This window comes from Rubricella aquisinus (genome assembly GCF_014199445.1).
In the GTDB taxonomy this organism is placed as follows: domain Bacteria; phylum Pseudomonadota; class Alphaproteobacteria; order Rhodobacterales; family Rhodobacteraceae; genus Rubricella; species Rubricella aquisinus.
In genome coordinates, this window is sequence record NZ_JACIJS010000012.1 from 25,452 (window position 1) to 50,811 (window position 25,360).

General features: G+C 59.1%; 24 protein-coding genes, 1 tRNA gene and 1 pseudogene. 14 read left to right on the top strand and 12 right to left on the bottom strand.

The window, feature by feature from the left end:
• Nucleotides 1-7 precede the first annotated feature (7 nt).
• From FHS89_RS15325 to FHS89_RS15340, 4 genes are all read right to left on the bottom strand, one after another.
• Nucleotides 8-427, bottom strand: coding sequence for an ATP-binding protein (locus FHS89_RS15325; RefSeq protein WP_184013006.1), 420 nt, complete (start codon nucleotides 425-427; stop codon nucleotides 8-10).
• Nucleotides 424-768, bottom strand: a complete 345-nt coding sequence (locus FHS89_RS15330) for an STAS domain-containing protein (protein ID WP_184013007.1) — start codon at nucleotides 766-768, stop codon at nucleotides 424-426. Before FHS89_RS15330 ends, FHS89_RS15325 begins: the two co-directional genes overlap by 4 nt.
• On the bottom strand, nucleotides 765-1,997 hold the full coding sequence (locus tag FHS89_RS15335) for a PP2C family protein-serine/threonine phosphatase (protein WP_343051522.1): 1,233 nt from the start codon (nucleotides 1,995-1,997) through the stop codon (nucleotides 765-767). Before FHS89_RS15335 ends, FHS89_RS15330 begins: the two co-directional genes overlap by 4 nt.
• 157 nt (nucleotides 1,998-2,154) lie before the next feature.
• Nucleotides 2,155-2,769: a response regulator transcription factor gene (locus FHS89_RS15340; protein WP_184013008.1), complete on the bottom strand. Its 615-nt coding sequence runs from the start codon at nucleotides 2,767-2,769 to the stop codon at nucleotides 2,155-2,157.
• 183 nt (nucleotides 2,770-2,952) lie between these two features.
• On the opposite strand from FHS89_RS15340, the gene FHS89_RS15345 reads away from it, so the two are divergent.
• The 4 genes and pseudogenes from FHS89_RS15345 to FHS89_RS15360 all read left to right on the top strand — a co-directional run.
• Nucleotides 2,953-3,843: a UTP--glucose-1-phosphate uridylyltransferase gene (locus tag FHS89_RS15345; RefSeq protein WP_184013009.1), complete on the top strand. Its 891-nt coding sequence runs from the start codon at nucleotides 2,953-2,955 to the stop codon at nucleotides 3,841-3,843.
• Nucleotides 3,844-3,947: 104 nt separating this feature from the next.
• Nucleotides 3,948-4,463, top strand: a complete 516-nt coding sequence (locus FHS89_RS15350; RefSeq protein ID WP_184013010.1) for a putative pterin-binding protein — start codon at nucleotides 3,948-3,950, stop codon at nucleotides 4,461-4,463.
• Nucleotides 4,464-4,485: 22 nt separating this feature from the next.
• Nucleotides 4,486-7,005, top strand: a complete 2,520-nt coding sequence (locus FHS89_RS15355; RefSeq protein ID WP_184013011.1) for a hybrid sensor histidine kinase/response regulator — start codon at nucleotides 4,486-4,488, stop codon at nucleotides 7,003-7,005.
• 147 nt (nucleotides 7,006-7,152) lie between these two features.
• Nucleotides 7,153-7,527 (top strand): annotated as a pseudogene (locus tag FHS89_RS15360) (DUF2269 family protein); the annotation flags it as partial.
• Between the two features lie 54 nt (nucleotides 7,528-7,581).
• On the opposite strand, the gene FHS89_RS15365 reads toward FHS89_RS15360, so the two are convergent.
• From FHS89_RS15365 to FHS89_RS15380, 4 genes are all read right to left on the bottom strand, one after another.
• A tRNA-Arg gene (locus FHS89_RS15365) sits at nucleotides 7,582-7,658 on the bottom strand.
• A gap of 24 nt (nucleotides 7,659-7,682) precedes the next feature.
• Nucleotides 7,683-9,110 carry a sensor histidine kinase gene (locus FHS89_RS15370; RefSeq protein WP_184013013.1) on the bottom strand — a complete coding sequence of 476 codons (1,428 nt, stop codon included), beginning with the start codon at nucleotides 9,108-9,110 and terminating at the stop codon, nucleotides 7,683-7,685.
• Between the two features lie 307 nt (nucleotides 9,111-9,417).
• Nucleotides 9,418-10,839, bottom strand: coding sequence for a dihydrolipoyl dehydrogenase family protein (locus tag FHS89_RS15375; RefSeq protein WP_184013014.1), 1,422 nt, complete (start codon nucleotides 10,837-10,839; stop codon nucleotides 9,418-9,420).
• 3 nt (nucleotides 10,840-10,842) lie between these two features.
• Entirely contained in the window at nucleotides 10,843-11,586 is a 744-nt protein-coding gene (locus tag FHS89_RS15380) for a TVP38/TMEM64 family protein (protein WP_184013065.1), read from the bottom strand.
• 342 nt (nucleotides 11,587-11,928) lie between these two features.
• Here FHS89_RS15380 and rpmH point away from each other — a divergent pair, with 342 nt between their 5' ends.
• From rpmH to FHS89_RS15430, 10 genes are all read left to right on the top strand, one after another.
• Nucleotides 11,929-12,063: a 50S ribosomal protein L34 gene (rpmH, locus tag FHS89_RS15385; RefSeq protein ID WP_184013015.1), complete on the top strand. Its 135-nt coding sequence runs from the start codon at nucleotides 11,929-11,931 to the stop codon at nucleotides 12,061-12,063.
• Nucleotides 12,064-12,083: 20 nt separating this feature from the next.
• On the top strand, nucleotides 12,084-12,509 hold the full coding sequence (gene rnpA, locus FHS89_RS15390) for a ribonuclease P protein component (protein WP_184013016.1): 426 nt from the start codon (nucleotides 12,084-12,086) through the stop codon (nucleotides 12,507-12,509).
• A complete protein-coding gene (gene yidD, locus FHS89_RS15395; RefSeq protein WP_184013017.1) occupies nucleotides 12,506-12,727 on the top strand; it encodes a membrane protein insertion efficiency factor YidD in 222 nt (73 codons plus the stop codon). The genes rnpA and yidD overlap by 4 nt, the downstream gene beginning before the upstream one ends.
• A gap of 83 nt (nucleotides 12,728-12,810) precedes the next feature.
• The gene (locus FHS89_RS15400; protein WP_184013018.1) at nucleotides 12,811-14,841 is read left to right on the top strand and encodes a putative bifunctional diguanylate cyclase/phosphodiesterase; all 2,031 of its coding nucleotides are present in this window, start codon (nucleotides 12,811-12,813) and stop codon (nucleotides 14,839-14,841) included.
• A 170-nt stretch (nucleotides 14,842-15,011) separates the two neighbouring features.
• Nucleotides 15,012-16,829, top strand: a complete 1,818-nt coding sequence (gene yidC / locus FHS89_RS15405; protein WP_184013019.1) for a membrane protein insertase YidC — start codon at nucleotides 15,012-15,014, stop codon at nucleotides 16,827-16,829.
• Entirely contained in the window at nucleotides 16,826-17,566 is a 741-nt protein-coding gene (locus FHS89_RS15410) for an MOSC domain-containing protein (RefSeq protein ID WP_184013020.1), read from the top strand. The genes yidC and FHS89_RS15410 overlap by 4 nt, the downstream gene beginning before the upstream one ends.
• A gap of 66 nt (nucleotides 17,567-17,632) precedes the next feature.
• Nucleotides 17,633-18,286, top strand: a complete 654-nt coding sequence (yihA, locus tag FHS89_RS15415; RefSeq protein WP_184013021.1) for a ribosome biogenesis GTP-binding protein YihA/YsxC — start codon at nucleotides 17,633-17,635, stop codon at nucleotides 18,284-18,286.
• A 21-nt stretch (nucleotides 18,287-18,307) separates the two neighbouring features.
• The gene (argB, locus tag FHS89_RS15420; protein WP_184013022.1) at nucleotides 18,308-19,192 is read left to right on the top strand and encodes an acetylglutamate kinase; all 885 of its coding nucleotides are present in this window, start codon (nucleotides 18,308-18,310) and stop codon (nucleotides 19,190-19,192) included.
• Nucleotides 19,189-19,815, top strand: a complete 627-nt coding sequence (locus FHS89_RS15425; RefSeq protein ID WP_184013023.1) for a ferredoxin — start codon at nucleotides 19,189-19,191, stop codon at nucleotides 19,813-19,815. Before argB ends, FHS89_RS15425 begins: the two co-directional genes overlap by 4 nt.
• 38 nt (nucleotides 19,816-19,853) lie before the next feature.
• The gene (locus FHS89_RS15430) at nucleotides 19,854-20,369 is read left to right on the top strand and encodes a SixA phosphatase family protein (protein ID WP_184013024.1); all 516 of its coding nucleotides are present in this window, start codon (nucleotides 19,854-19,856) and stop codon (nucleotides 20,367-20,369) included.
• A gap of 73 nt (nucleotides 20,370-20,442) precedes the next feature.
• Here the strand turns inward: FHS89_RS15430 and FHS89_RS15435 are convergent, their stop codons facing one another.
• The 4 genes from FHS89_RS15435 to FHS89_RS15450 all read right to left on the bottom strand — a co-directional run bounded on the left by FHS89_RS15435 (nucleotide 20,443) and on the right by FHS89_RS15450 (nucleotide 24,936).
• Nucleotides 20,443-21,222, bottom strand: coding sequence for an amino acid ABC transporter ATP-binding protein (locus tag FHS89_RS15435; RefSeq protein WP_281376711.1), 780 nt, complete (start codon nucleotides 21,220-21,222; stop codon nucleotides 20,443-20,445).
• Nucleotides 21,223-21,234: 12 nt separating this feature from the next.
• Nucleotides 21,235-22,536 (bottom strand): amino acid ABC transporter permease, encoded by a 1,302-nt coding sequence (locus FHS89_RS15440; protein WP_184013025.1) that lies wholly within the window; start codon nucleotides 22,534-22,536, stop codon nucleotides 21,235-21,237.
• A 1-nt stretch (nucleotide 22,537) separates the two neighbouring features.
• Nucleotides 22,538-23,755, bottom strand: a complete 1,218-nt coding sequence (locus tag FHS89_RS15445; protein WP_184013026.1) for an amino acid ABC transporter permease — start codon at nucleotides 23,753-23,755, stop codon at nucleotides 22,538-22,540.
• A gap of 164 nt (nucleotides 23,756-23,919) precedes the next feature.
• Nucleotides 23,920-24,936: an amino acid ABC transporter substrate-binding protein gene (locus FHS89_RS15450; RefSeq protein ID WP_184013027.1), complete on the bottom strand. Its 1,017-nt coding sequence runs from the start codon at nucleotides 24,934-24,936 to the stop codon at nucleotides 23,920-23,922.
• Between the last annotated feature and the right edge of the window lie 424 nt (nucleotides 24,937-25,360).

Consider the following 25,360-nt stretch of genomic DNA (forward strand, 5'->3'; position numbering starts at 1 on the left):
CAACACCCTACTCGGCTGTCTCTAGTTTGAACTTGAGGGAAAGGCGGTTGCGCCCGTCCAAAGGACCGTAGGCAACCTCGTCGGTGCAAAGCAGGATCAGCCCTATGCCGCGCCCGCGTTCTGCCCATATATCGACCGTGCCAAGATCACTGGCATGCTCGCGCAGATCGAATGGTTGGGCGCCTACCGGATCAAAAATGTCGATGGCAAACACGTCGTCATCGGTCCGAACCGCAATTTCAATCGGCTCTGCTGGGCGTGTTGTCTCGGCATGTTCGACGACATTGCTTAAAGCCTCGACAAGGGCCACTTCGGCCTTGAACACCTGCAAATCAGGGAGCCGATCAGCCAAATACGCCATGATCTCACCGACCATGTCGCTGACATGTTCGATGTCATTGGGCATATGGAAAAGGGCGTGGGTCACAGCCGATCACCCATTGCCTGCACAGCAGCGTCCGCGCTCGAATAGGATTTGAACACACGATCCATCCGGCAAATCCGGAAAAGCTGCGCCACGTCGGCGTTCAGCCCGGAGACGACCAATTCACCACGGTTGCCAATCCGCTTGAGCACACCGACAAGCGCACCAAGGCCGGAGGAATCCACGAAGGATACGCCATCAAAATCTAGCACGATCAACGCGGACCCGCTGCCCACCAGCTCAATCAACTCGTCCTTGAACGTTTTGGCGTTTGAAGCCACGAGACGCTCCACACCGGGACGAACGGTCGTGATCCCGTTTTCCATCTGCGTAATCTTGATCATTGGTTAACCTTTCTTCCGAGTGTGACGACCGTCAGATCGTCTTCGAGGGGCGCACCGCCGCGCCAAGCGTTCAGGGCAGTGACAATGTGATTGGGCATGGCGCGTGGGCCAATGTCGGGCATCTGACCAAGCAGGTCGCGAAGCCGCGCATCGCCGAATGGCTGACCGGATGCGGTGGCCGCTTCGATCGCGGCGTCCGAACAGATCACGAGAGCACCGCCCTCACCGATCTGCGCGACATTGTTTTCAAACTCGGCTTCGTGGAACATCCCAACTGGCAAGCCGCCGTCACCGATAGAGGACACTTCACCACGCGGGCAGATGTAGAAGGGGGATGGATATCCAGCCTGACAGAAATCCAACTGCCCCGTTGTCCGGTCGATAACGCCACAGAACATGGTGAAATAGTCGTCCTTCTCGGAGGCGCTGAACCGCGCATTCAGGCTGGCGACAAGTGCTGCGGGGTCTGCAATTCCGGTGCTGTCGATCACACGCGTGCGGAAGTATGCCGGCGTGATCAAGTGACCAATCGCGACCGAAAGCAGCGAGGCATGTACGCCATGACCAGAGACATCAACGGCATAGAACCCCAACTCATGCTTGCTGATCGGAAAGCATCCGAACATATCGCCCGACACAATCGCGGAGGGCACGAAGGCCGAGGCGATGCTGAACCCGTAGAAATCTTCATGATGTTGCGGCAGCAGATCCTTTTGCGCGCTCGCTGCTGCATGGAGGTCTTCCTGAATGCGGTCTTTGTACTCCTGAAGCTCCTGAGCCCGCCGTGCGAGTTCGCTTGCATGCTGAACAAGGCGGGACGCGGTACGCAACCGCGCTTCAAGCATGGACGTGCTTCCGCCTTTTATCAGGAAATCATCTGCACCAGCGTCCAGCGCCTCTGCCCGGATTTCGGTCTCGTCACTGCCGGTCACCACGATGATATGGACGTAATGCGGCATATCCATGCTGCGGACCGTCCGCGTCATCGCAATGCCGTCAAGGTCAGGCATCTGAATATCGCTGATCACGATCTGCGCGCCTGTCTTGAGGATCAGGTCGAGTGCTTCACGCCCATCACCCGCCGGGATCGCTTCATATCCCAACGCCTCGACCATGCTGCACAGATAAAGGCGCTGAAAACCGCTATCTTCCGCAACAACGACCTTGAGGCGCGCCGTTTCCACCGGAAACCCGCCGGAGGTGTTTGGTGTCTGAAGTTCAAGTTGCACAGTCTTGCCGCTTTCTGATCTGGAGGTGACTGGCGCCAAAAGAGCGGCGGCCAGTGCACTGTTCAGTCAGGGTGTAGCGGGCGCTTTCACACAACTCACGCGCGCAGACGGCTAGATCAGAGGCGAATTGGGATAAGTTCCAATCCGAAAGGATAGGTCAGAAAAGTCCGGCTTCGCGCGCAACCAGCGCTGCCTGTGTCCGGTTGGTCACGTCAATCTTGCGAAACAGCGTCTTGATATGAAGCTTCACCGTTGGTTCCTGTAGGTCCAGATCGCGCGCGATCTCCTTGTTGGATTTGCCTTCGGTCAAACCCTTGAGAACCTGCAATTCCCGGTCTGTCAGTTTTTCTGACAGGGGATTGGGGGCGTCCTCATCCGCAGCCGTCATAAAATCAATCGGTGCGTATTGCTCTCCCATCGCCATGAACTTAACCGCGCTGACCAGCGATTTCGCGGATAGGGATTTGGGAACAAACCCGGCAGCTCCCGCTTCAAGCGCTTGTTCAGCAATTTGCCGGGTGGCTTCACCGGACATGAGAGCCACACGCTGTCCACCACCCAATGTCAGAGCGTTTTTCAATCCGTTCAGGCCGTTCATTCCCGGCATGTTGAGATCCAACAGGACAAGATCGTAGGGATCATCCGTCTCGATATGACGTACTGCTTCCTGATAAGACCCCACCGCGACCGCGCTCATACTGCCCTCATTTTCCAGAAACAGCACTAGGGTGTCTCGCAGCAAGTCGTGATCGTCCGCGATCAATATTCTCATTCCTAGTCCTCTGCCGGATCAGACGAAGATCCCTGTCGATCAATGATGAGGGTAAGGGATTCCTACCCGTCTGGATAGGGTTAACGCCCAAACGCGCCCCGATCCTACCCGCCGGTTATATTGATGAAGCGTTGGTCATGTTCGATCAAGGGCACAATCAAACACGACCCAAGGAATGACGACATGACACATATTCGCAAGGCAGTTTTTCCTGTCGCTGGCATGGGCACACGCTTTCTCCCAGCGACGAAATCCGTGCCAAAGGAAATGCTTACGCTGGTGGATCGCCCCTTGATCCAATACGCCATTGACGAAGCGCGCGAGGCCGGGATTGAGGAATTCATTTTTGTCTCAGCCGCCGGCAAGGGCGCGCTCGAAGACTATTTCGATACTGCTGCAGCCCTTGAAGGTCGCCTTGCCGCAAATGGCAAGACGGAGGCTCTTGCCGCGCTTGAACCAACACGGATGCCCGAAGGCGCGCTGACCATTCTGCGGCAGGCCCAGCCGCTTGGCCTTGGCCACGCTGTACGGCAGGCAAAACGCTTGATCGGCAATGAACCCTTTGCGGTGCTGCTCCCGGACGATGTGATCAAGGGAAAGCCCGGCGCGCTTGCCCAGATGGTTGAGGCGCATAACATCACGGGTGGCCATATGGTTGCGACGATGGAAGTCCCGCGAGTTGCAACGAGCAAATACGGCGTGCTCGACATCGCAAGGCAAAAGGACAAGCTGGCGATCGCTCGCGGGTTGGTCGAAAAACCTCGCGCGGATACGGCCCCGTCCACGCGGGCTGTCATCGGCCGCTATATCCTCGATTCCGCAATTTTTGACCGGCTCGACACCATTCGCACGGGCGCCGGCGGTGAGTTGCAACTGACCGATGCCCTCAACGCCGATGTCAACACCGTCGGCGTGTCAGGCTATCAGTTTGAAGGGGAGCGGTTTGATTGCGGATCGATCCAAGGGTTTGTGCAGGCAACGGCGGCCTTTGCATTGGATCGAAGCGACTTGAGCGAGGACTTCGCAACCTTCCTGCATCGCCGCATTGATCCGCGGAACACAATGGCCGCGTAAGGGGCAATACCTATCCGAAAGGATAGGTCATTAACCCTAATGCCCACATGCACGCCTTTTTCGGGCGTGCCATACACCTCATACAACCAAAAGGGGTTTTAGACATGATCAATCGTCTTTGGCATATCACGGCGGTTATAGCCGCTCTCGTGGGCTTCTCCACACTCGCGCAGGCCAACACCATGGAGGCACCTTCTGGCGCGCCAATCCTGACGATCACCGGTGACATTGGCACGACCAATATGGATGACAGCCTTGTGCTGGACCGGGAGATGCTGGCCGCGATTGATGCAACCACACTTCAGACCAGCACGATCTGGACCGAAGGGGTGCAACAGTTTGAGGGGGTCTCGCTACATGCATTGGTGGCGTTTCTGAACGTGGAAAGTGGTACGATCCGGGCAACGGCCATTAATGACTACACCGTCGAAATTCCGGTGACGGACGCGGTCGAGGGTGGCCCTATCATCGCGTACCTGATGGACGGTCAAACCATGTCCATTCGGGACAAGGGTCCGCTTTGGGTAATCTACCCCTATGACAGCAGCTCCGACTATCGGTCCGAAGTGACATATGCCCGGAGCATCTGGCAACTCGACAGGTTGGAATTCGTGCAATAACCTTTCCCGAAAGGTTGGGTTGATGAACCAGAAGGGTCTGCCTTTGCCTGCTCCCTCTAAATTCCGCACCAGGATCGGCCGGGCATTCATTGTCGTGGCCGGTCTTTTTGCGTTGGGGGCAATTGCCTACCTTGCGGTAAGTGTGGCGCGGGACATCAACCAGCTTGGTTCTGCACACTCGGACAATGTCCAATGGACACTTTCCCAAACGAATGTCGAGTTTCTTGAATACAAGCTTCGCGTGGAACACCCCGAGCCGGATATCACCGAACTGCGCCAGAAATTTGATGTGTTCTACAGCCGGATGAATACGGTGCGGCGTGCATCGGTCTTTGAGGGCTTGCGCAACACTCCCGAAGCAAGCGCGCGCCTTGTCACGATTTTCACCCTTCTCGACGCAAGTGTGCCGATTATCGATTCAAGTGATGATGAATTGCAGCGGCGGCTTCCTGCCTTGGTGGCGCTCAGTGATCAGCTCCGGCCAGAGGTCCGCGCGCTTGCCAATTCAGGGTTGAAAGTTTTTGCGCTGGCCGCGGATGCGCAGCGGAGCCGGGTTGCGAACACGATGACGAAACTTGCGGCGGCCACGACCGCTCTGGTTGCTGTGCTCGCTTGGGCCATTCTCCAGTTGAACCTGCTCAACCGCCGCATCTACCGCAGGGAGCGGGAGCGCAACCAGACCGCCAAGCGGATGGAAACTGTCATGGGGACGTCGCTTGATGGGGTGATCGTCAGCGATGCTGAAGGGCGGATCACTCAATTCAACCCCGCAGCCGAGCAAATTTTCGGGCATCGTGCAGGGGATGTTCTGGGCAAAGATATCGGCGCCGTCATCGTGCCCGATCATATGCGCGACGCCCATGATGCTGGTATGGAACGGATACGCAGGCATGGTGAGAAACGTGTCGTCGGGAAAGGTCGCGTTAAGCTGGAAGCGAAACGCAAAGACGGAACGATTTTTCCGGTTGAACTCGCCATTCAGTCCGCCACGACCCATCAGGGTGAGATATTCATCGCCTTCCTGAGAGACATCACAGCCCAAGTCGCAGCAGAGGCTGAACTGGTGTCTGCCCGCGATCGCGCCCTTGCCAACGAAAAGCTCAAAACTGATTTCCTATCCACCATGAGCCATGAGATCCGAACACCGCTCAATGGCCTTTTGGGAAATATGTCCCTGCTGCGCGACACGGCACTCAACCCCGAACAAGCCAAATATCTAGGTCATATGGAAACATCTGGTCGGCTTCTGATGAGCCACATTTCAGATGTGCTGGACATCACCCGATATGACGCGGGCAAGTTGAACACGCGCTCTGAACCCGTGAACATTTCCGCTCTTGTGCAAGATATCGTCGATAACCAAACCGGCGCCGCGTTCCAGCATGAGACCAGCTTGGAATGGCGGTGGCGGGGACCACGATATGATTGGATCCTATCCGATCATGACAGGCTCCAACATGTGATGATGAACATCATCGGAAACGCGGTGAAATTCACCCGGCGTGGACATGTCGCTGTCCGGCTTGAGGCCTTGGAGGCGGCCGCAGACCCCAGATTGCGTATTGAAATTGAGGATGACGGACCGGGCATATCCGACGATATGCGCATACGGATCTTTGATGATTTTGTCACTGGAAACACATCCTATGACAGGGATGTCGGCGGCACCGGCCTTGGCCTGAGTATTGCAAAACGCTTCATCACTGCGCTCGGCGGGCAGATTGGCGTAGAGAGCGATCTGGGAAAAGGATGCACTTTCTGGATCGAACTCCCCCTCATAGAGGCGACCCCCGCGCCAGAGGAAGCCACAGCACAGACCCAGCCCGACATGCAGCGTGCCCTGAATATTCTTCTGGTCGAGGATAACGAAATCAACCGGATCGTGGCACGCGAAATGCTGCAACAGGAGGGCCATTCTGTCACCGAAGCCTATGATGGCAAGCAAGGTGCTGATTTGGCGAAGCTCTACAGATTTGACCTGATCTTGATGGATATCAGTATGCCGGTGATGGACGGTCGGGCCGCGACCCGCCGCATCCGAAACGAAGGTGGCGCATCTGCGTCTGCACCTATTATCGCAGTAACGGCGAATGCGATGGCCGACGAACAAGCGGAGTTCCTCAAAGATGGGATGGACGGAATTTTGACCAAACCAGTTTCAAGGGAAGCACTGAAGGCGCTTTTGCACTCGAAAGCGGACACGGACGAAGATGATCTTGCCTACATAAACGCGCAGCATAGCCAAGAAGCCCGCGACACCCTTGGTCAGGACGCGTTTGCAAAACTCACTGCCCGGTTTGTCAGTGAGGTTGAACTGCTGATCGACTGGCTAAACGATGACAAGCCGAAAGACCTTTTAGAGATCGCGAGCAAAGCCCACGCCGTTGCGGGAAGTGCGGGTATTTTTGGGGCCGTGCAACTCCGAGAGACACTGAAACAGCTAGAGAACGCGGCCAAGACGGGAGATAAATCTGAAATCGCAGACCTTTCAAAAAGAGTGAATATAGTTTGGTTGAAGACGAAACCTCTAATGCAAAAATAATGCAGATCAAAATTTTTATATAATTTCAGATTTTTTGAAACAACAATTATTCGAATCGAATGTTTCGATTCTACGCCGAATGCGGAGATTAGGATCAACTTAGACACTGATCTTCGCCAAGAATCTTGAGGGTATTTCTATGTCGCAGCCCATCGGATGCGCGACCTTGCTGCGATCCAGACTGCGACACGTTTGGTGGTTCGGGGGGATCTCATTTTCACGACGCCGGCAGGCGTGGTGCAGATCGTGAGCGGCACTCTGCTCATCATCGAAGCGGGATGGACGCTCGACACCCCTTGGCTGTGGGTCGCGCTGGTGCTGTTTGGATTTGCAGGCCTGTGTTGGCTGCCGGTTATGTGGATACAGATAAGGATGCGACGCCTGGCGCAGGACGCAACGCACCTGTCGCAACTCCCCGTCGCCTATTGGCGCCTCTTTAATCAATGGGTGGTGCTGGGCGCGCTGGCGTTTCCTGCGCTCATCGTGGTGTTCTGGCTGATGATCGCGAAACCGAGCCTCTAATCCATCGCATACAGGAGATACCTGTGCCTGAACGCGTCTGATTGTCGGGCTTAATGGCGGACCGAGGAGGATTCGAACCCCCGACCCCCTGATTCGTAGTCAGGTACTCTATCCAGCTGAGCTATCGGTCCGTCGAGCGTGGGGATACCGCCCACCTATCCGGTTTGCAAGGGCGAAATTTCACCCGATGGCGCAATTAAATCATCACAGCGGGGAAAGCTGATCCGGAAGGTTGTCCCGGCGGATGTGCTGCCCACAAGCTCAAGCGCGCCGCCATGACCGCGCACCAATTCCGCCGCAATCGCAAGGCCAAGCCCGGTGCCCCCCCGCCGCTGCGAGCCCTGAAAGGGCGTGAACAGATGCTCCAGCGCCTTGTTGGGAATACCGGGGCCGGTATCGGAAACGATTACCGCTGTGGTCTCGGCTGTCTGCTCACAGGCTACGCTGATACGCGCATCGGCATGGCCCGCTTTGAACGCCTGACGCGCGTTGCGAATGAGGTTTTGCAGGATGCGGTGGAGTTGTTCCGGGTCGGCGTCGATCAGTACCGCCGGGTCCACCTTGTTCTCGAAGGCGATGCCGACATCATCGGCGAGCCCTTCGGCATCCATCACCTCTGCTGCGACGGTAAAGAGTGTGACGCGCCGCTTTTCTGGCTCTGGCTCTTCGGAGCGGCCATAGGCGAGTGTCGCTTCACACAAGTTCACCGCGCGCGAAATCGCCCCGACGAGCTTGGGTGCGGAGCGTTTGACAGCGGGATCCTCGGACCGCTCCAACCGATCAGCGACAAGTTGTGCGGTGGTGAGCATGTTGCGCAGGTCATGGCTGATCTTGGCCACGGCGGAGCCTAGGGCCGCCAGCCGCTCTTTCTCCCGCAGGGCGGCAAGGATGCGTTCCTGCATCACCCTCAGGGCGGTTTCGGCCTCCTGCAATTCGACCACGCTCGATTGCGGCTCGATCAGGTGGCGCGCGTCCTCAGGATTGTCGCGAAACCCGGTCATGTGCACGACGACGCGGTCAATCGGCTTGGTGATGAAGCGCCGCACGGCGATGAACAACAGCGTCGCCGTGACCGCAGAGATAAACAGCGACAGATAGAGGATGCGTAGACCATAGTCGATCAAAGCCATGCGCAACGGCCATTCGCGCAGGGTGATTTCGATATCGATCCCGCCGCCCCGCACGGGCTGCCCGATCACCCGGATTTCCCGCTCCTCGGTGCGCAGGAGCGTGTCCATCGCATCCATGATCAGCTCAAATGGTGTCGCCGTGCGCAGATCATAGGTCGCATCCACCGGGCGCGGCATCGGCGCGGCCAACACCAGCTCGCGCACGGCATTGCGCCGCAGCACGATGTTCATCACATCCGCATTGTCGAGCAATTCCGCCTCAAGCTGGGGGGCGACCATATCGTTGGGCGTGGCCAGCAGGGCCAACGAGGCAATCTGCGCCCGCTCCAGACGTTCCTGCAGATAATCCGCCCGAAAACGCGCGATCGACGGCACGAAGATCAGCACTTCAGCGATCATCACGAAAATGACCGTCAAAAGCAGCAATCGGCCAGACAGGGAGTTAAAGCGCATCTACGGGTCCGCGTTCTCAGGTTGACAGAGACTAGTCATCCCCTGCCCTCCACACAAGGAGCGGCAGCGCTCCCGCACGGTTTCGGGGCCTTGCGGCCCCTGCACCCTTTGGGCATGGCCGAAATCCTGAGCGGATTTCGGCTTGTCGCGACCGCCTTGAACCGATCCAGCGGACCGCGAATGGAGAGGGCAGGCCGGCCTCCGGCGGGAGGTATTTCTGGAAAGATGAATATGCTGGGCTCGCGCCACATGATTTCTTTTTTCCTTAAATACCTCCCGCCGGAGGCACACTCCGCTTCCACATGCGTCAGGGCAGGTATTTCTGCACCAGCCCGACAATCGTCTTGACCCTGTCGCTCTCGAACAAGCGGGGGATGTAGTATTGGCCCGCTGCGCGTTTGTTGACCTCGCCCAAGGTGGGATAAGGGGCGACCATATTCGCGACCGCGCTGATTTTCTGTTTGTTGGCGATGACCAAGGCCCAAAGCTGGATCAGCTCCCCCGCCTGCGGGCCAACGATGGAAGCGCCCAGGACCTTACCCTTCACCACCATGACCTTAACCAGACCATCGGTCTTACCTTCGGCAATGGCACGGTCATTTTCGTTGAAATGGAACCGCAGCACCTCGACGGCGTGGGCGCCGTGCTCTTTCTTTGCCTGTTCTTCGGTCAGGCCGACTTGCGCGATTTCGGGGTCCGTGTAAGTGGCCCAGGGGATATGCCGATCCGTGCCCTTCGCGGGCAGGCCAAACAGTGCGCTGCGGATCACGATGCCTGCGTCATAGCCCGCCTTGTGCGTAAATTGCAGGCCGCCCGCCGCATCACCCACCGCATAGACCTTGCGATTGGTGGATTTCAGGCTCGCGTCCACCTTGATGCCCGCGCGGGTCGTCTCGATCCCGGCAGCCTCTAGGTTGAGATTGCCGATATTGGCACGGCGGCCCACCGCGACCAGAAGGTGGGAGCCGGTCCAGGTGCGGTCCATCTTGTCCGTCACGGTGATCTCGGCCCCCGATTGGGACACACTCTCGATCTGCGCGCCTTCGACGATCTCCACCCCTCCGGCACGGATGTTTTTGAGCGCGACCTCCGCGATCTCCGGGTCATCCTTGCCCAGCGCCCGCATCCCTTCGAGCACGGTAACCTTGCAGCCCAGTCGACGATGCGCCTGCGCCATCTCCAGCCCGATCGGGCCACCGCCGATGACGATCAGATGGTCCGGCTTGTCGCGCAGATCAAAGATGTTCTCGTTCGTGAAATAGGTCGTCTGATCCAGCCCCGGGATCGGCGGCACGAACGCGGTGGAGCCCGTGGCGATCACGAACCGGCGCGCGGTGATGCGCGTGTCGCCCGCCTCGACCGTGTTTTCATCCACGAATGTGCCATATTCGCGGATCACGTTGACGCCGAAGCCTTCAAACCGCTCCTGACTGTCCACGGGGGCAATCGTTTCGATCACCTTGGCGACGTGATCCTTTGCGGCGGCAAAGTCGATCTCGGGCACGACCGGGGTGATCCCGAACTTTGCCCCTTGGGTCATCGCATGGGCGGCTTTTCCCGCCGCGAGCAGCGCCTTGGAGGGTACGCAGCCATAATTGAGGCAATCGCCGCCCATCTTGTCCGCTTCCAACAGCACGACAGAGGCGCCCATCTGCGCGGCCCCCGCCGCAATCGAAAGCCCGCCCGAGCCTGCGCCGATGATGCAAAGGTCTGCTTTGATCGTGTTCATTTCTTATTCCTCCAGCGGGAGTGCTTTGCGGCCTTTGACGGCCTTGATGACGAGGGGGAGTGCGGCCAGTGCCGACAGGCCAAGGATCGGGCCAAGGATGGATGGGGTGAAAATGATGCCGAGGTCCGGCGTTTCACCGCGCGCGAACACATCGCCCAGGCCAGAGCCGACCCAAGTGTAGACGACCGTACCGGGGATAATGCCGACAAAGGTGGTCCAGACATAGGTGATCAGCGGCACACCGAGGAAGGCAGGCGCCAGATTGGCGAGCCAGAACGGCATCGCTGGCACCAGCCGCATCAGCAGAAGGAAGGACACCGCGTTTTCCTCCACGCCTTTGCGCATCTTGGCCAATGTGCCGCCCGAACCATCGAGCCGCGCCTTAAGCGCATCGCCCAGCCCGGTTTTCGCGGCAACGAAAATCGCCGTTGCACCGATGGTCGCCGCCGTGACGGTAAAGGTAGCACCCGCGACTAGGCCAAACAGGAACCCGCCCGTCAGCGTCATGATGCTGCCCCCCGGCAGGCTGAACGCCACCACGGCGACATAGATCGCGATATAGACGATCGCGGCCAGCGCGTAATTCGAATCGCGCCACGCGATCAGCGCATCGCGATTATCCGCGAGGGTCTGGAAATTCAGTTTGTCGCCCAGCAGGAAAAATCCCGCGATGGCGACAGCCACGATCACGAGGATCGGGAGCATCTTTTTGAGCGAGATGCGCTCTTTGGGGGCGGGCTGGGTCATATCTGGTTTGGCTCCGTTCTGGCTGTCGGGCTGCGTGTGATAGGCATCTGTCATCGGGGAGGGGCCTGTGAAAAGGGGCCTCACGCGCGCTTGATGCCCTGTGTGCGAATGTTTCAGAAATGATGCCATGCCTGCGGTTCAGGTTTCAGGCAGCAGCCCCGAACCCCGCCCCGGACCCTGCGGAAAAGTCCTCCGCTTTGCGCAGATCGCGCCGCAATCCGAATTGACAGCCCCCCTGCGCGCGTTTAGAGAACGGGCTTCGAGATAGATCGGGTTGTGAGAAAGACGCGGCCCACGGGATGCAGGCAGGATACGCCGCCCCGGAACGTCAGGAGATTTGGTATGAAACGCACTTTCCAGCCGAGCAACCTTGTTCGCAGCCGCCGCCACGGGTTCCGTGCACGCATGGCCACCAAAGCAGGGCGCAAGATCCTGAACGCGCGCCGCGCACGCGGGCGCAAGTCGCTCTCCGCATAATCCCCTTTTCCGGGACAAAGATGAACGAGACCCCCGAGCCCGATGACCCGAGCGCGGCAGGGTCTCTTTTGCCGTTGTCCCGCGCAGATGTTTCGCCCTTGCCAAACCGGCGGGATTTTCTGGCCGCTGCACGGGCGCGCAAACAGGCGATGCCCGGACTGGTGCTTCAGGCACGCCGCCGCGGGGCAGATGAGCCAAGCAGCAGCGCAATCCGGCTTGGCCTGACCTGTTCCAAGAAGGTTGGCAATGCCGTCCTGCGCAACCGCGCCCGCCGCCGCCTGCGCGCGGCGGCCATGATCGCGCTGCCATCCTTTGGGAAGGCCGGTTGGGATTATGTGCTGATCGGGCGCCGGGATGTGACTGTGGCCCGCTCTTTTGACGATCTGGTTGCAGACGTCGAAACCGCGCTTGGCCGCATCCACACCCCCCGAAAGCCACGCCCATGACCCCCGGCGCATGGCTCTTGTCCTTGCCGGTGAAGCTCTACCGCGCGACATTCTCCCCCACGGTCGGGATGAATTGCCGCTATCAGCCGACCTGCTCCGCCTATGCGCTGGAGGCGCTGGAAAAGCATGGCGCGCTCAAGGGCGGCTATCTGACCGTGCGCCGCCTGCTGCGGTGCCATCCCTTGGGCGGGTCCGGGATAGATAACGTGCCTGACTGACCCGCTGGGTTAAGACTTCATTCGTTTTTGGCCGCTATTGCGATCTCAGGTCAGTGCTTGGGGATCAAATGGCGGCGCTTCGGATGGCAACACATAATCAACGGCGGGAAGAGGCATTTCGCATCGCACGGCAGGCGCGGCGCGGGTATGTTTTTGGTCTCATCCTGCTTGCAAGCCTGTCGGCGGCCAGTTTTGGCGCATCGTGGTTCGCCCTGTCCAACGAACGCGCGCATCGGACCCTGCTGTCGGTCGCGCATGAGCAAATCCACCTCGTTCAGGAACTGGGGCTGATCGCCGCGCGCTATGCCTCCATCGACGAGCCGGAGGAACAGGCGATCTGGCGGGCGGAATTGATCACTGCTCGCAACGTCCTACTGCGGCAGCATGAGGCACTGCTTTTGGGCGATCCTGCGCAATCGCTGCCGCCACTGACCGATCCGCTGCTTCAATCCATCTATTTCGATGATCCCCATAACGTGGATTTTGCGCTGCGCCGCTTCGTCAATCTGCTTGATCTGATGCTGATGTCGCGCAATGACGCGATCAACACCGATATCGTCTATCAAATCGTCAGCCTGTCCCGTGGCGAATTGCCCGCGGCCCTTGATGTGATCACGACGGAGTATCGCGCGCGGGCGCAGGGCGGGATTGAACAGCTTAGCCAGATCACACTTGGTGCTTTTATCGCGACGGTTCTGTCGCTGCTGTTGATCGGTCGCTTCCTGTTCAAGCCGGTCGTGCGCCGCGCGCTGGAGCGGACCCTTGCCGTGCTCAAGGCGGAAGAGGCGCTGGAATATTCCACTGATCACGACCAGATCACGGGTCTGCCGAATCGCCACGCCGCCCATGCCTTTTTCGCGGCCAAGGCGATGCGAAAGCAAAAGACGAAAATCGCGGCCATCCATCTCGACCTTGATGATTTCAAGATGATCAATGACGTGCTCGGCCATGAAGCCGGGGATGAGGTGCTGCGGGTCACGGCAAAGCGCCTCGCGGGCGTGGTGCGCAGCAGTGATTTCGTGGCACGGATCGGTGGCGATGATTTCGCCGTCATCGTGCCCGATATCAGCGACGAGAACGAGTTGATCGAGATCACCAACAGGCTGCGCGCGACACTGGCCGAACCGATGGTGATCCAGAACCGCACAGTGCGGGTCGGGTGCGCGGTGGGCGTGGCCAGCGCGGAGGCGCGCGATACCGATTATGAGCGCCTGATGGTCAACGCCGATATCGCCCTGCGCGACGCGCAATCTGTGGGGGATGACACCGTCCGCCTCTATGCCCCGGCGATGCGCGCCGAACTGGAGGAGCGCGACAGCCTGCTGCGCGACCTGTCTCGTGGGATCGAAAGCAACGAAATCAAACCGTTCTTCCAGCCGCAGATTGACGCGAAAACCGGCGCCGTGACCGGGTTTGAAGCCCTCGTGCGCTGGAATCACCCCAAACGCGGGGTGCTTTCGCCGTTCCATTTCCTCGACCTCGCGGAGAAGGAAGGATTTGGCGAAACGATTGGGGAGATTGTGCTGTCAAAATCCCTCGACGCGTTGATCAAATGGGAGGCAGCAGGCTTTTTCGTGCCGGAGGTGGGGGTCAATTTCTCCTCGGACCAGTTAGCCGACAATGGCATCGTTGATCGCATCCGCCGGGAGGCGGACGCCTATAGCGTGGCCCCCGAACGGATCAGCATCGAAGTGCTTGAGACCATCATGATCGAGAATGACGACAATGATGTGGTGCGCAACATCAAGCGGCTCAAGGAAAATGGCTTTTCCATCGACCTTGATGATTTCGGCACCGGGCATGCGTCCATCTCTAACATCCGGCGGTTTGACGTGGACCGGGTCAAGATTGATCGCAGTTTTGTCAGCGGCATCGACTCGGATGAGAACCTGCGCAAAATGACCCTTGCCATGGTGCGCATGGCCCAGGGGCTTGGCATTGATTGCCTTGCGGAAGGGGTGGAAACACCCGGCGAGCGTGCCGTGCTCACCCAGATGGGCTGCACCCATTTGCAGGGCTACGGGATCGGGCGGCCCATGGCGATCCATGATACCTTCACATGGCTGAATCAATATCGCCTGTTCCTCCGCAGCCAGCAAAAGGCGCGCGCGTGACCGCTTTTCTGACGCCGCACGTCCCGCGCCGACCATTGCCTATGGTTTTCGCCCAAACCGGGCAAAAAGCAGCGTGATAGTGCCACGTCAGGGGCAAAACTGCTTGACCTTTGCCCGGTGCCCCTGTTGAACCCTTCCACACGCAAAAAATGGCTGTGGGGACGGACCCGATGAAGGACGAAAGCAAGAATCTCATTCTCGCGACCGCGCTGAGTTTCCTTGTGATTTTGGTTTGGTTTTTGCTTTTCCCGCCGGCGGAGCCGGTTGGCGAGTTGGACACGCCACAAAGCAATTTTGAGGCCGCCTCGACGGATGGCGTCGTCACTGCCCCGCCTGCTGCCACAGATGGCTCGAGCGGCACGGCCTCTGTCGATTTCTCGCTTGCCGAGTCGCGCGCCGATGCACTCAGCCGCTCCGACCGGATCGCGATCCGCACCGACCGTCTGGATGGCTCCATCTCCCTCACCGGCGGGCGGATCGACGATCTGCACCTGACCGATTATTTTGAGACGCTCGCGCAGGAGGAGACGGTCACCCTGCTCTCCCCCGCAGGCGCGCCGAATGCCTATTACGCCGTGCATGGCTGGATCCCCGCGGGCGGCCTCTCCTATGACCTGCTGCCGAATGCAAGCACCCCGTGGGCGCTGGAAAGTGGCGATACGCTGACCGAAACCACCCCCGTGACGCTGCGCTGGGACAATGGTGCGGGCCTGATCTTCCGCAAGACAATCTCGATTGATGACAACTACATGTTCGACATCACCCAATCGATCGAGAACACCACCGGCGACGATCTGCGGCTGGCCCCTTACGGCATCATTGCCCGCCATGGGGAGCCGGACACAATCGGCTTCTACATCCTGCATGAGGGCGTCGTCCGCGCGCAGGACGGTGAAATCAACGAGATCGACTATTCTGACATTCCCGACCTTGAGTTCAGCGCCCGCGAAGGGGCCGCCGTCGAAATCATTGATGTCGCGGAAAACGGCTGGATCGGCTTCACCGACAAATACTGGATGACGACGCTGATCCCGACGCCGGGCCAGCCGTTCCAGTCAGTCGTGAAATACACCGCCGGGCGCGACACCTATCAGACCGATATTCGGATGCCGGTCCTGTCCGTCCCCGCAGGCACCACTGCAGAGACGACCACGAGCCTTTTTGCCGGCGCCAAAGAAGAGCGGACGATCCAGTATTACGAGGACACCCGCAATATCGAGCGGTTCGTCGATTCGATTGACTGGGGCTGGTTCTATTTCTTCACCAAGCCGATGCACTGGGCGCTGGTTGAGATCAACGATCTTGTGGGCAATATGGGCGTCGCGATCATCATGCTGACGCTGATCATCAAGGCGCTCTTGCTGCCGCTCGCGTGGAAATCCTACTCCTCCATGGGCAAGATGAAGGCGCTCCAGCCCGAGATGGAAAAGATCAAGGAACGCGCGGGCGATGATCGCCAGAAACTCCAGCAGGAGATGATGGCGCTCTACAAGAAGGAAAAGGTAAACCCGGCCTCTGGCTGTTTGCCGATCCTTGTGCAGATCCCGATCTTTTTCTCGCTCTATAAGGTGCTGTTTGTCGCGATTGAAATCCGGCACGCGCCCTTCTTTGGCTGGATTCAGGATCTTGCCGCACCCGATCCGACGAGCGTTTGGAACGCGTTTGGCCTTCTGCCCTATGACGTGTCTTGGATGCCGGTGATCATTTCCATCGGTGTCTGGCCGATCCTGCTGGGTATCTCCATGTGGCTCCAGCAGAAGCTGAACCCAGCCCCCCAGGATCAGACACAGGCGATGATCTTCGCATGGATGCCATGGGTGTTCATGTTCATGCTTGGCAGCTTTGCCTCCGGGCTTGTGATCTACTGGGTGGCGAACAACCTCATCACGTTCGCACAGCAGTATTTCATCATGCGCGCGCAGGGTGTCGATGTGGACCTGTTGGGCAACATCAAGTCGAGCATCAAGCGGAAGAAACCCGCGAAATGACGGCGACTCTGGCGCAAATCTGGCGGCACCCGATCAAGGGTGTCGGCGCAGAACCGCTGGAGCATGTCACCCTTAGCCAAGGCAAATGCCTGCCATATGACCGGCACTGGGCGATTGCGCAGGACGGGGCACGGATGGATCCGGATGCGCCGGTTTGGGTGCCTTGCATGAATTTCGTGCGGGGGGCCAAGGCGCAGACGCTAATGGCAATCACCGCGCGGATGAATGGCGAGATCGTCACACTGAACCACCCCGACCTGACAGAGATCGTGGTGCATCCGGAAAGGGACGCCGCCGCGTTGATCGACTGGCTGCGCCCGCTCTATCCCGAAAACCGCCCAGCCCCGGCGCGGGTCGTGGCCGCACTGGGGCGCGGCATGACGGATAGCGATTTTCCGTCCGTCGCGATCCTTGGCCTATCGTCGCTGCGCGCGCTGTCGCAAAAGGCGGGTCGCGCGCTTGATCCGCGCCGGTTTCGCGGCAATCTCTGGCTCGAAGGCACTGCGCCATGGGAGGAGTTTGACCTTGTGGGCCGCACCCTGCGCATTGGGGATGCCGAACTGATCGTGCGCGAGCGGATCACCCGCTGCCGCGCCACCCATGGCAACCCCGATACCGGCCGCGCGGATACCGATGTGCTGTCGCTCTTGGAGGATGGCTGGGGCCATCAGGATTTCGGCGTCTATGCCGAGGTCGTGACAGGCGGCGATATCCGATGCGGTGACGTGATCGCTTAACGCCCCTACCCTTGCGCGCCGATGCGGGGTACACCTGACCCCGAAACCTGCCGGACTGATCCAGACATGACCCAAATCCCCTTTCCCATCGCCGAAGAGCCGGACGCGATCAGCGCCGAACGCGGGCGCAAACTGTTCGCTGGCGCCTGCGATTTCCTCAAGGGGGTCGTCGCGATGGATGGGATGCCCCCGGATGACCGGATCGAGGTGTGCTTTGCCGGGCGCTCCAATGTCGGCAAATCCTCCCTGATCAACGCGGTGACAGGGCGCAAGGCGCTCGCCCGCGCGTCCAACACCCCCGGCCGCACGCAAGAAATCAACTTTTTCACGCTGGGGGAGGACCGCTACCTCGTCGATCTGCCCGGTTACGGCTTTGCCGAGGCGCCCAAGGCCAAGGTGGATCAATGGCAACAACTGTTGAAAGCCTATCTCGCGGGCCGCGCCACGCTACGCCGCGTGTTCCTGTTGATCGACGGGCGACATGGCGCGAAAAAGGTGGATGAGGAGATCATGAGCCTGCTCGATGCCTCCGCCGTGACCTTTCAGGTTGTCCTGACCAAGGCGGACAAGCCGCGCGGCGATGATCTTGAAAAGGCGATTGAGCGGACCCGCACCGTGCTGCGCCAGCACCCCGCCGCCTTCCCCGAATTGATCGTGACCTCATCGGAAAAGAAAACCGGGATCGAAACGCTGCGCGCCGTCATCGCCGGAATGGAGTGAGACATGGAGAAATCGACCGCCATGAAACGAGATTGGATCGCCACCGCCCGCACCCTGTCTGAGGCGCTGCCCTTCCTGCAACGCTATGACGGGGCCACGGTCGTCGTTAAATTCGGCGGCCACGCCATGAGCGATGATGAAGCGATGGAGCGTTTCGCCCGCGACATCGTGCTGATGAAACAGTGCAACGTGCACCCTGTCGTGATCCATGGCGGCGGGCCGCAGATCAACGAGATGCTCAAGCGCCTGTCGATCACCTCCGAATTTGTTGATGGTAAGCGCGTCACCGATGCGGCCACCGTCGAAGTGGTGGAGATGGTTCTGTCAGGCCGGATCAACAAAGGGATCGTGCAGGCGATCAATGCGCAGGGCGGCCGCGCTGTCGGCCTGTCGGGCAAGGATGCAAGCCTGATGATCTGCGAAAAGGCGACCAAAACGGTGAAAGACCCGGACAGCGCCATCGAAAAAGTGCTCGACCTTGGATTTGTGGGGCACCCGGTCAAGGTGAACCCCGGCATCCTGAACACCTTTGTCGCCAGCGATTTCATCCCCGTCGTCGCCCCCGTCGGGATGGGCACCAAGGGAGAGACGTTCAACGTGAACGGTGACACAGCCGCCGGGGCCATTGCCGCCGCGATGAAGGCCGACCGCCTGCTTTTGCTCACCGATGTCGCCGGGGTGAAGGACGCCGATGGCGATGTCATCACTGATCTGACGGCAGAGAATGTCCGCGATCTGACAGAGAAGGGCATCATTTCCGGCGGGATGATCCCAAAGACGGAAACCGCCCTTGCCGCGATTGAGGGCGGCGTGGGCGCTGTCGTGATCCTTGACGGGCGGGCACCCCATGCCTGCCTTCTGGAACTGTTTACCGAGCAGGGTGCAGGGTCGATCATCAAGCGATGACTTGGGACGACCTGACGACGCATCTGGCACCCCATGGCCTTCGGGTCATGGGCGTGGCCCCGCATGACGGCGGCTCCGCTGTTTTGATCGGGCCGGACAATCGGGTGTTTTGGCCCCTTTTCAGCACGTCACCCGAATACCGCGATGGCGCATCCCATCCGCTTGACCGGTGGTCGCGGCGGGTGCTGCAAGGCGTGGCAGGCGCGGTCGGCGCCGTGCCCGTCTTTCCGTTTGACGGGCCGCCATGGCCACCATTCCTGCGTTGGGCCGAGGCCAGCGGGGTGATCTGGCCCTCCCCAATCGGGCCGTTTGTGGGGACGCAAACGGGGCTTTGGGTCTCCTTTCGCGGCGCGCTCTTGCTGCCCGAGCCACTCGCGCCACAAAGGGACGCCGCGCGCCCCTGTGACAGCTGCGCGCAACCCTGCGCCACTGCCTGCCCCGTCGATGCCTTTGCCGGGGGGCAGTATGATGTGGCCGCCTGCCGCGCGCATTTGCGCCAACCCGAAGGGGCCGATTGTATGGATCAGGGCTGTCGCGCGCGCCGCGCCTGCCCCGTCGGGCAGGCCTTCGCCCCGCCGCGTCCTCAGGTCGCGCTGCATATGACAGCGTTCAAGGATGCTTAACACTTGATTGTGACAGCAGTTTCTAGCGGAATCCCCCTATGAAAAGAATCGTTCTCATCCGCCATGCCAAGTCTTCATGGTCCGACCCGGACATTGCAGACGTGGATCGCCCCCTGAACCAGCGCGGTCGGCTTTGTGCTCCGTTGATGGCCGCTTGGCTCAGGGAACATAACCTCATCCCCGATCACATCTGGATTTCGCCTGCGAAACGCAGCATGGAAACATGGGCCGCGATGAAGCCGCTTTTTGCCGAAGTGCCAGAGCCGCAAACGGAAAAGGCGCTCTATATGGCCGATCCGAAAACCGCGCTGGCGGTGATTGGCACCACGCCCACGGCGGCGGAAACGCTGTTCCTGATCGGGCATCAACCGGGGATCGGCAGCCTCGCGCGCAAACTTTCGACGTCAAAGGTCGGGGAAAGCCAGCGCCGCGCGTTCACCAAATACCCAACTGCGGGCACGGCGATTTTTGAGTGCGACGCTGGGGAATGGGCCGAGGTCGAGTTCGGCAAAAACCATTTCAAGCATTTCGCAGCACCCAAAGACCTCGTTTAACACGATCTGACACGAGAAACACAAAACGGCGCCGGATGATCCGGCGCCGTTTCTGTTTGTCTCACATGGGCCGTTAGTGGCCGAGGATCTGGCTGAGGAACAGTTTGGTCCGGTCCGATTTCGGATTGAGGAAGAATTCCTCTGGCTCGTTCTGCTCCACGATCTGCCCCGCATCCATGAAAATCACGCGGTTCGCCACCTGACGGGCAAAGCCCATCTCGTGCGTGACGCAGAGCATGGTCATGCCCTCTTCCGCGAGGTCGATCATGGTATCGAGCACTTCCTTGATCATTTCCGGATCGAGCGCCGAGGTCGGCTCATCGAACAGCATGATCTTGGGCCGCATGCACAGCGAGCGGGCAATCGCCACACGCTGCTGCTGACCACCGGAAAGCTGGCCGGGATACTTGTTGGCCTGCTCGGGGATCTTCACCTTGGTGAGGAAGTGCATCGCAATATCCTCAGCCTCTTTCTTGGGCATCTTGCGGACCCAGATCGGCGCCAGCGTGCAGTTCTCAAGAATTGTCAGATGCGGGAAGAGGTTGAAGTGCTGGAACACCATCCCAACCTCGGACCGGATCTTGTCGATATTCTTGAGATCGTTGGACAGCACCGTGCCGTCCACCGTGATGGAGCCTTTCTGGTGCTCCTCCAGTGCGTTGATGCACCGGATGAGCGTGGACTTGCCCGAACCGGACGGGCCGCAGATCACGATCCGCTCCCCGCGCTGAACGGTCAGGTCGATGTCGCGCAGAACGTGGAAGTCACCATACCACTTGTTCATGCCGTTGATCGTGATTGCCACCTCGTCAGAAACGGCCATCTTGGATGTGTTTTGAGCTGCATCTTGCATGATAGCCCCTCCTTATCGGTGATCAGTCCGGAGTTTATCCTCCAGATACATTGAGTATTTCGAGATGCCGTAGCAGAAAACGAAGAACAGCGCGGATGCAAAGAACCACAGTTCCCAGTAAATCCCGCTCCAGTCCGTGGAGGACAGGATCGGACCACGGATCATCCCAACAAGGTCGAACATCGAAATCACGGACACGAGTGTCGTGTCTTTGAACAACCCGATGAAGATATTGACGATCCCCGGAATGGAGATTTTCAACGCCTGCGGCAGAATGATGAAGCGGATCGCCTGCCAGTAATCGAGGCCAAGCGCATCGGCCGCCTCGTACTGACCGGTCGGCAGGGCAGCAAGCCCCCCACGGATCACCTCGGCGATATAGGCCGACGCGAACAGCGTGATCATGATAATCACCCGCAACATCAGGTCGAAATTGGAGCCCGGCGGCAGGAAGAACGCGAGGATCACGTTCGCCACGAACAGCAGCGTGATCAGCGGCACACCGCGGATGAACTCGATAAATACGACACAGACGCCCTTGATGAAGAACAGGTTCGACTGACGGCCAAGCGCCAGCAGAATGCCCAACGGCAAGGACAGCGAAATCGACGAAATCCCGAGGATGAAGTTGATCGTGAAGCCACCGATTTCCCGGCTTTCGACCTTCGCCAACTCAATCGGAATGATCGACGACAGCACACCTGCAATCGGCCCCAGCAGGAAAGACCACCAGATGATCGCGCCGACAATGCCAGCCGCAAGTCCGGCGACAAAATTGATCGTCGAAGCGAAGCGGAAGATGAAATAACCGACGACAAACCCCGCCAGCACCATCGCCGGACCCCAGAACGAGCCACCCCAGATGAGCCAGACAGACACGAACGGGAACAGACCCGTCCACACCATCAGCACCCGCGGCAGATTGCTGAACAGGATCGGAGCAAGGGCAAGGAACAGCCCAAAGAAGCTGATGATCAGGCGCCAGTAGGATTCGGGCGGATAGAACCCGAACAGCAGCTGAAGCCACCGCTCCTCGATCACCGCGAAACACGCACCGCGCGCATCGCCCATGATCTCCCGGCATTCACGAATGTCTGCCGCGTTCCAGACAGAATTGGTGAACCAAGGCAGTGCCCAAATCGCGAGATAGAAGATCGCGACAAGGCCAATCACCGTCATGATGGCATTGGAGACAGAAGACGCGAGGTTCTCCCGGATCCACTTGACCGGCCCCGTTTCGCCCGCAGGTGGGGGCGATGGCGGGATTTGGTCATGCCGCACGAACGCGGCGGAATGAGAATGTGTGTCACTCATCTTAGCGTTCCTTCAGCTTAACGGAGTTGTTGTAGACGTTCATGATCGCCGAGATGCTCAAGGAAATCGTCAGATAGAACAGCATCAAAAGCAGGATACATTCCATCGCGCGCCCGGTCTGGTTGAGCGTGATGCCCCCCAGCGTGCCCGTGACATCCATGTAGCCCACAGCGATGGCCAATGACGAGTTCTTGGTGATGTTGAGATACTGGGAAATCAGCGGCGGAATGATGATACGCAGCGCCTGCGGCAGAACCACGAGGTTCATGATCCGGTTCGGGCGCAAGCCCAGCGCGCCAGCGGCTTCGGTCTGTCCTTTGGAGACAGCCTGAATACCGGCCCGCACGTTTTCCGCAATGAAGGCACCCGTATAGATCGCAAGCGCGAACCACAGCGCGATCAACGACCCGCGCAGCTGAATGCCACCCTGGAAGTTAAACCCGGCAAGCTCCGGCTTTTCCAATCCGATGGGCATGCCCAGAACGAAATAGGCCAGCAGCGTCGGTACGAAAAAGATCGCGAGGGAGATCCGCCCGGTCGGCAGCAGCTTACCCGTGCTATAAAGCAGGTTACGCGCATAGCGGCGGAACACGAAAATCCCGATGATGGAGAGCAGGAACACTGCCACCACAATCGCAGAGCCGCTTTCCCAGATCGGTTTCGGGATATAAACGCCACGGTTGGTGAACGCGATCGAGTCCCACAGCACCATTGAAGCATCAGGATCAGCACCCCGGAATGCACGCGGCTGGGGGAAGATAATGTTGTTCACCCCGAAAATGATCAGGATCCAGATCAGAACCGGCACGTTGCGGAACGCTTCGACATAAACGGCCATGAGCCGCGAGATCAGCCAGTTTTTCGACAGGCGCAAAACACCCGCGATCACGCCGATCACCGTCGCCGTCGCACAGGCTAGGAAAGCAACCAAAAGCGTATTCAAAATCCCGAGCATGGCAGCACGCAAATGCGTGTCTTGGCTGTCATAGGGAATAAGCTGCTGGTTGATGTCGTACCCTGCGGGTGAAGCAAGGAACGCAAAAGAGATATCTTGACCCTGATCGGCAAGGTTGCTGAACAAGTTGCTCATCAGCCATGCGATGAAGGTAATCAGTGCCACAAGGGCAATAAACTGAAATGTCAGCGCCCGGTATCTTGTATCGTAAATGAGCTGACTGAGCCGGAAAGACTCATTGCCCCTGTCCGGTATGGCGGTCATGTCCCGCACCCCTCGTCTGTTGGTTTACCCGCTGTGTCGATCTCGAAAACAGGCGCAGTCCCTGCACCACCACGGTCGCACTTACGGCTTAAGTTTTCAAAGAAAACGTAACTCAAAGCAAAAGGACGCGCCCTGTGAGGGGCGCGTCCAATCTTCAGATCCGATTAACGGAACGGCGGGGAGTACAGCAGGCCGCCATCGGTCCACTGTGCGTTGAGACCGCGTGCAAGGCCGATTGCGGTGGATTCACCGATGTTCGCCTCAAAGATCTCACCGTAGTTGCCGCTTGCCGCGATGGCGCGTGCTGCCCATGCGTTGTCGAGACCCAGCATTTCACCGAGCGTACCGGCGGTGCCGAGCAGACGGTTGACTTCCGGGTTGTTGGACTCGACCGGGTTGGCCGCGTCTGCACCGGTCACGCCGAGCTCTTCAGCAGTGATGAGTGCGTTGAGCGTCCAGCGCACGATGTCGCCCCACTGGTTGTCGCCGTGACGTACGAGCGGGCCAAGCGGCTCTTTCGATACGATTTCCGGCAGCAGCACGTAATCGCCCGGGTTCGGGAACGCTGCGCGGGTCGCTGCAAGGCCGGATGCGTCCGTGGTGTAGACGTCGCAAGTGCCTGCAAGGAACTGCTGCTGCGCTTCAGCATTGGTTTCGATCGGAACCGGCTCGTAGGACATGCCGTTGGAGCGGAAGAAGTCTGCGAGGTTCAGCTCGGTCGTGGTGCCGGTCTGGATGCAGACGGTCGCGCCGTCAAGCTCGGTTGCGGAGGAAACGCCAAGGCTCGCCGGAACCATGAAGCCCTGACCATCGTAGTAGTTCACGCCGGTGAACTCGAAGTTCAGGTCCACGTCACGGGAGAAGGTCCACGTGGTGTTCCGCGCGAGCATGTCGATTTCGCCGGAGTTGAGCGAGGTGAAGCGCGTCTTACCGGTGGTCGGGATGAACTCAACTGCAGACGGGTCGCCGAGAACGGCTGCTGCAACTGCGCGACATACGGCGACGTCAAAGCCTTCCCACTCACCTGCGGAGTTCGGCGCTGCGAAACCCACGAGACCGGTGGAAACACCGCAACGCAGTTCGCCGCGATTGGTCACTTCTTCCAGCGTGGACTGTGCCGCCGCTGCGCCGGCTGCGAGGCCGGCAAATGCCAGTGCGCCGATAAAGACTGATTTTTTCATGTTGTCCTCTTCCCTGATGTACGAATACCAGCCTGGTGGGGGATAACCCATCGGCCAGCGTTATCAGCCCGTTCAAGGGCCGTGATGGAGTTTGGGCATGTCGCTTTTGGATCGTCAAGACCATCTTTGCGGCAAAGCGGTAAGACAGCACCGCTGACGCAATTTTTTCCGCCCCAAACCGCTATGAATGCTGAATTTTCCAGAATTTGTCCGGTATTTCGCAGGTGCGAAACATTCTTGAACCAATACAGGGGTTTGACGCCCGTTTCGTGCTTCAAAATTGCGGGCTGTCGCCTGTTGGATGAGCGGATCACACGCTTAAGTTGTGTACGCGGCGTTTCTAAGCAATGGAAAAAATGAAATAGGTCGCGGGCGCTTACCTACTTGGGGCGCCGATGCAGATCAGAAAGAGATTCGGTACGCA

Bases quoted from the DNA above. Each gene is read 5' to 3' on its own strand.
- FHS89_RS15330 (WP_184013007.1), bottom strand. From the start codon at position 768: ATGATCAAGATTACGCAGATGGAAAACGGGATCACGACCGTTCGTCCC.
- FHS89_RS15340 (WP_184013008.1), bottom strand. From the start codon at position 2,769: ATGAGAATATTGATCGCGGACGATCACGACTTGCTGCGAGACACCCTA.
- FHS89_RS15345 (WP_184013009.1), top strand. From the start codon at position 2,953: ATGACACATATTCGCAAGGCAGTTTTTCCTGTCGCTGGCATGGGCACA.
- FHS89_RS15350 (WP_184013010.1), top strand. From the start codon at position 3,948: ATGATCAATCGTCTTTGGCATATCACGGCGGTTATAGCCGCTCTCGTG.
- FHS89_RS15355 (WP_184013011.1), top strand. From the start codon at position 4,486: ATGAACCAGAAGGGTCTGCCTTTGCCTGCTCCCTCTAAATTCCGCACC.
- FHS89_RS15370 (WP_184013013.1), bottom strand. From the start codon at position 9,110: ATGCGCTTTAACTCCCTGTCTGGCCGATTGCTGCTTTTGACGGTCATT.
- FHS89_RS15375 (WP_184013014.1), bottom strand. From the start codon at position 10,839: ATGAACACGATCAAAGCAGACCTTTGCATCATCGGCGCAGGCTCGGGC.
- FHS89_RS15380 (WP_184013065.1), bottom strand. From the start codon at position 11,586: ATGACCCAGCCCGCCCCCAAAGAGCGCATCTCGCTCAAAAAGATGCTC.
- rpmH (WP_184013015.1), top strand. From the start codon at position 11,929: ATGAAACGCACTTTCCAGCCGAGCAACCTTGTTCGCAGCCGCCGCCAC.
- rnpA (WP_184013016.1), top strand. From the start codon at position 12,084: ATGAACGAGACCCCCGAGCCCGATGACCCGAGCGCGGCAGGGTCTCTT.
- yidD (WP_184013017.1), top strand. From the start codon at position 12,506: ATGACCCCCGGCGCATGGCTCTTGTCCTTGCCGGTGAAGCTCTACCGC.
- FHS89_RS15400 (WP_184013018.1), top strand. From the start codon at position 12,811: ATGGCAACACATAATCAACGGCGGGAAGAGGCATTTCGCATCGCACGG.
- yidC (WP_184013019.1), top strand. From the start codon at position 15,012: ATGAAGGACGAAAGCAAGAATCTCATTCTCGCGACCGCGCTGAGTTTC.
- FHS89_RS15410 (WP_184013020.1), top strand. From the start codon at position 16,826: ATGACGGCGACTCTGGCGCAAATCTGGCGGCACCCGATCAAGGGTGTC.
- yihA (WP_184013021.1), top strand. From the start codon at position 17,633: ATGACCCAAATCCCCTTTCCCATCGCCGAAGAGCCGGACGCGATCAGC.
- argB (WP_184013022.1), top strand. From the start codon at position 18,308: ATGAAACGAGATTGGATCGCCACCGCCCGCACCCTGTCTGAGGCGCTG.
- FHS89_RS15425 (WP_184013023.1), top strand. From the start codon at position 19,189: ATGACTTGGGACGACCTGACGACGCATCTGGCACCCCATGGCCTTCGG.
- FHS89_RS15430 (WP_184013024.1), top strand. From the start codon at position 19,854: ATGAAAAGAATCGTTCTCATCCGCCATGCCAAGTCTTCATGGTCCGAC.
- FHS89_RS15435 (WP_281376711.1), bottom strand. From the start codon at position 21,222: ATGCAAGATGCAGCTCAAAACACATCCAAGATGGCCGTTTCTGACGAG.
- FHS89_RS15440 (WP_184013025.1), bottom strand. From the start codon at position 22,536: ATGAGTGACACACATTCTCATTCCGCCGCGTTCGTGCGGCATGACCAA.
- FHS89_RS15445 (WP_184013026.1), bottom strand. From the start codon at position 23,755: ATGACCGCCATACCGGACAGGGGCAATGAGTCTTTCCGGCTCAGTCAG.
- FHS89_RS15450 (WP_184013027.1), bottom strand. From the start codon at position 24,936: ATGAAAAAATCAGTCTTTATCGGCGCACTGGCATTTGCCGGCCTCGCA.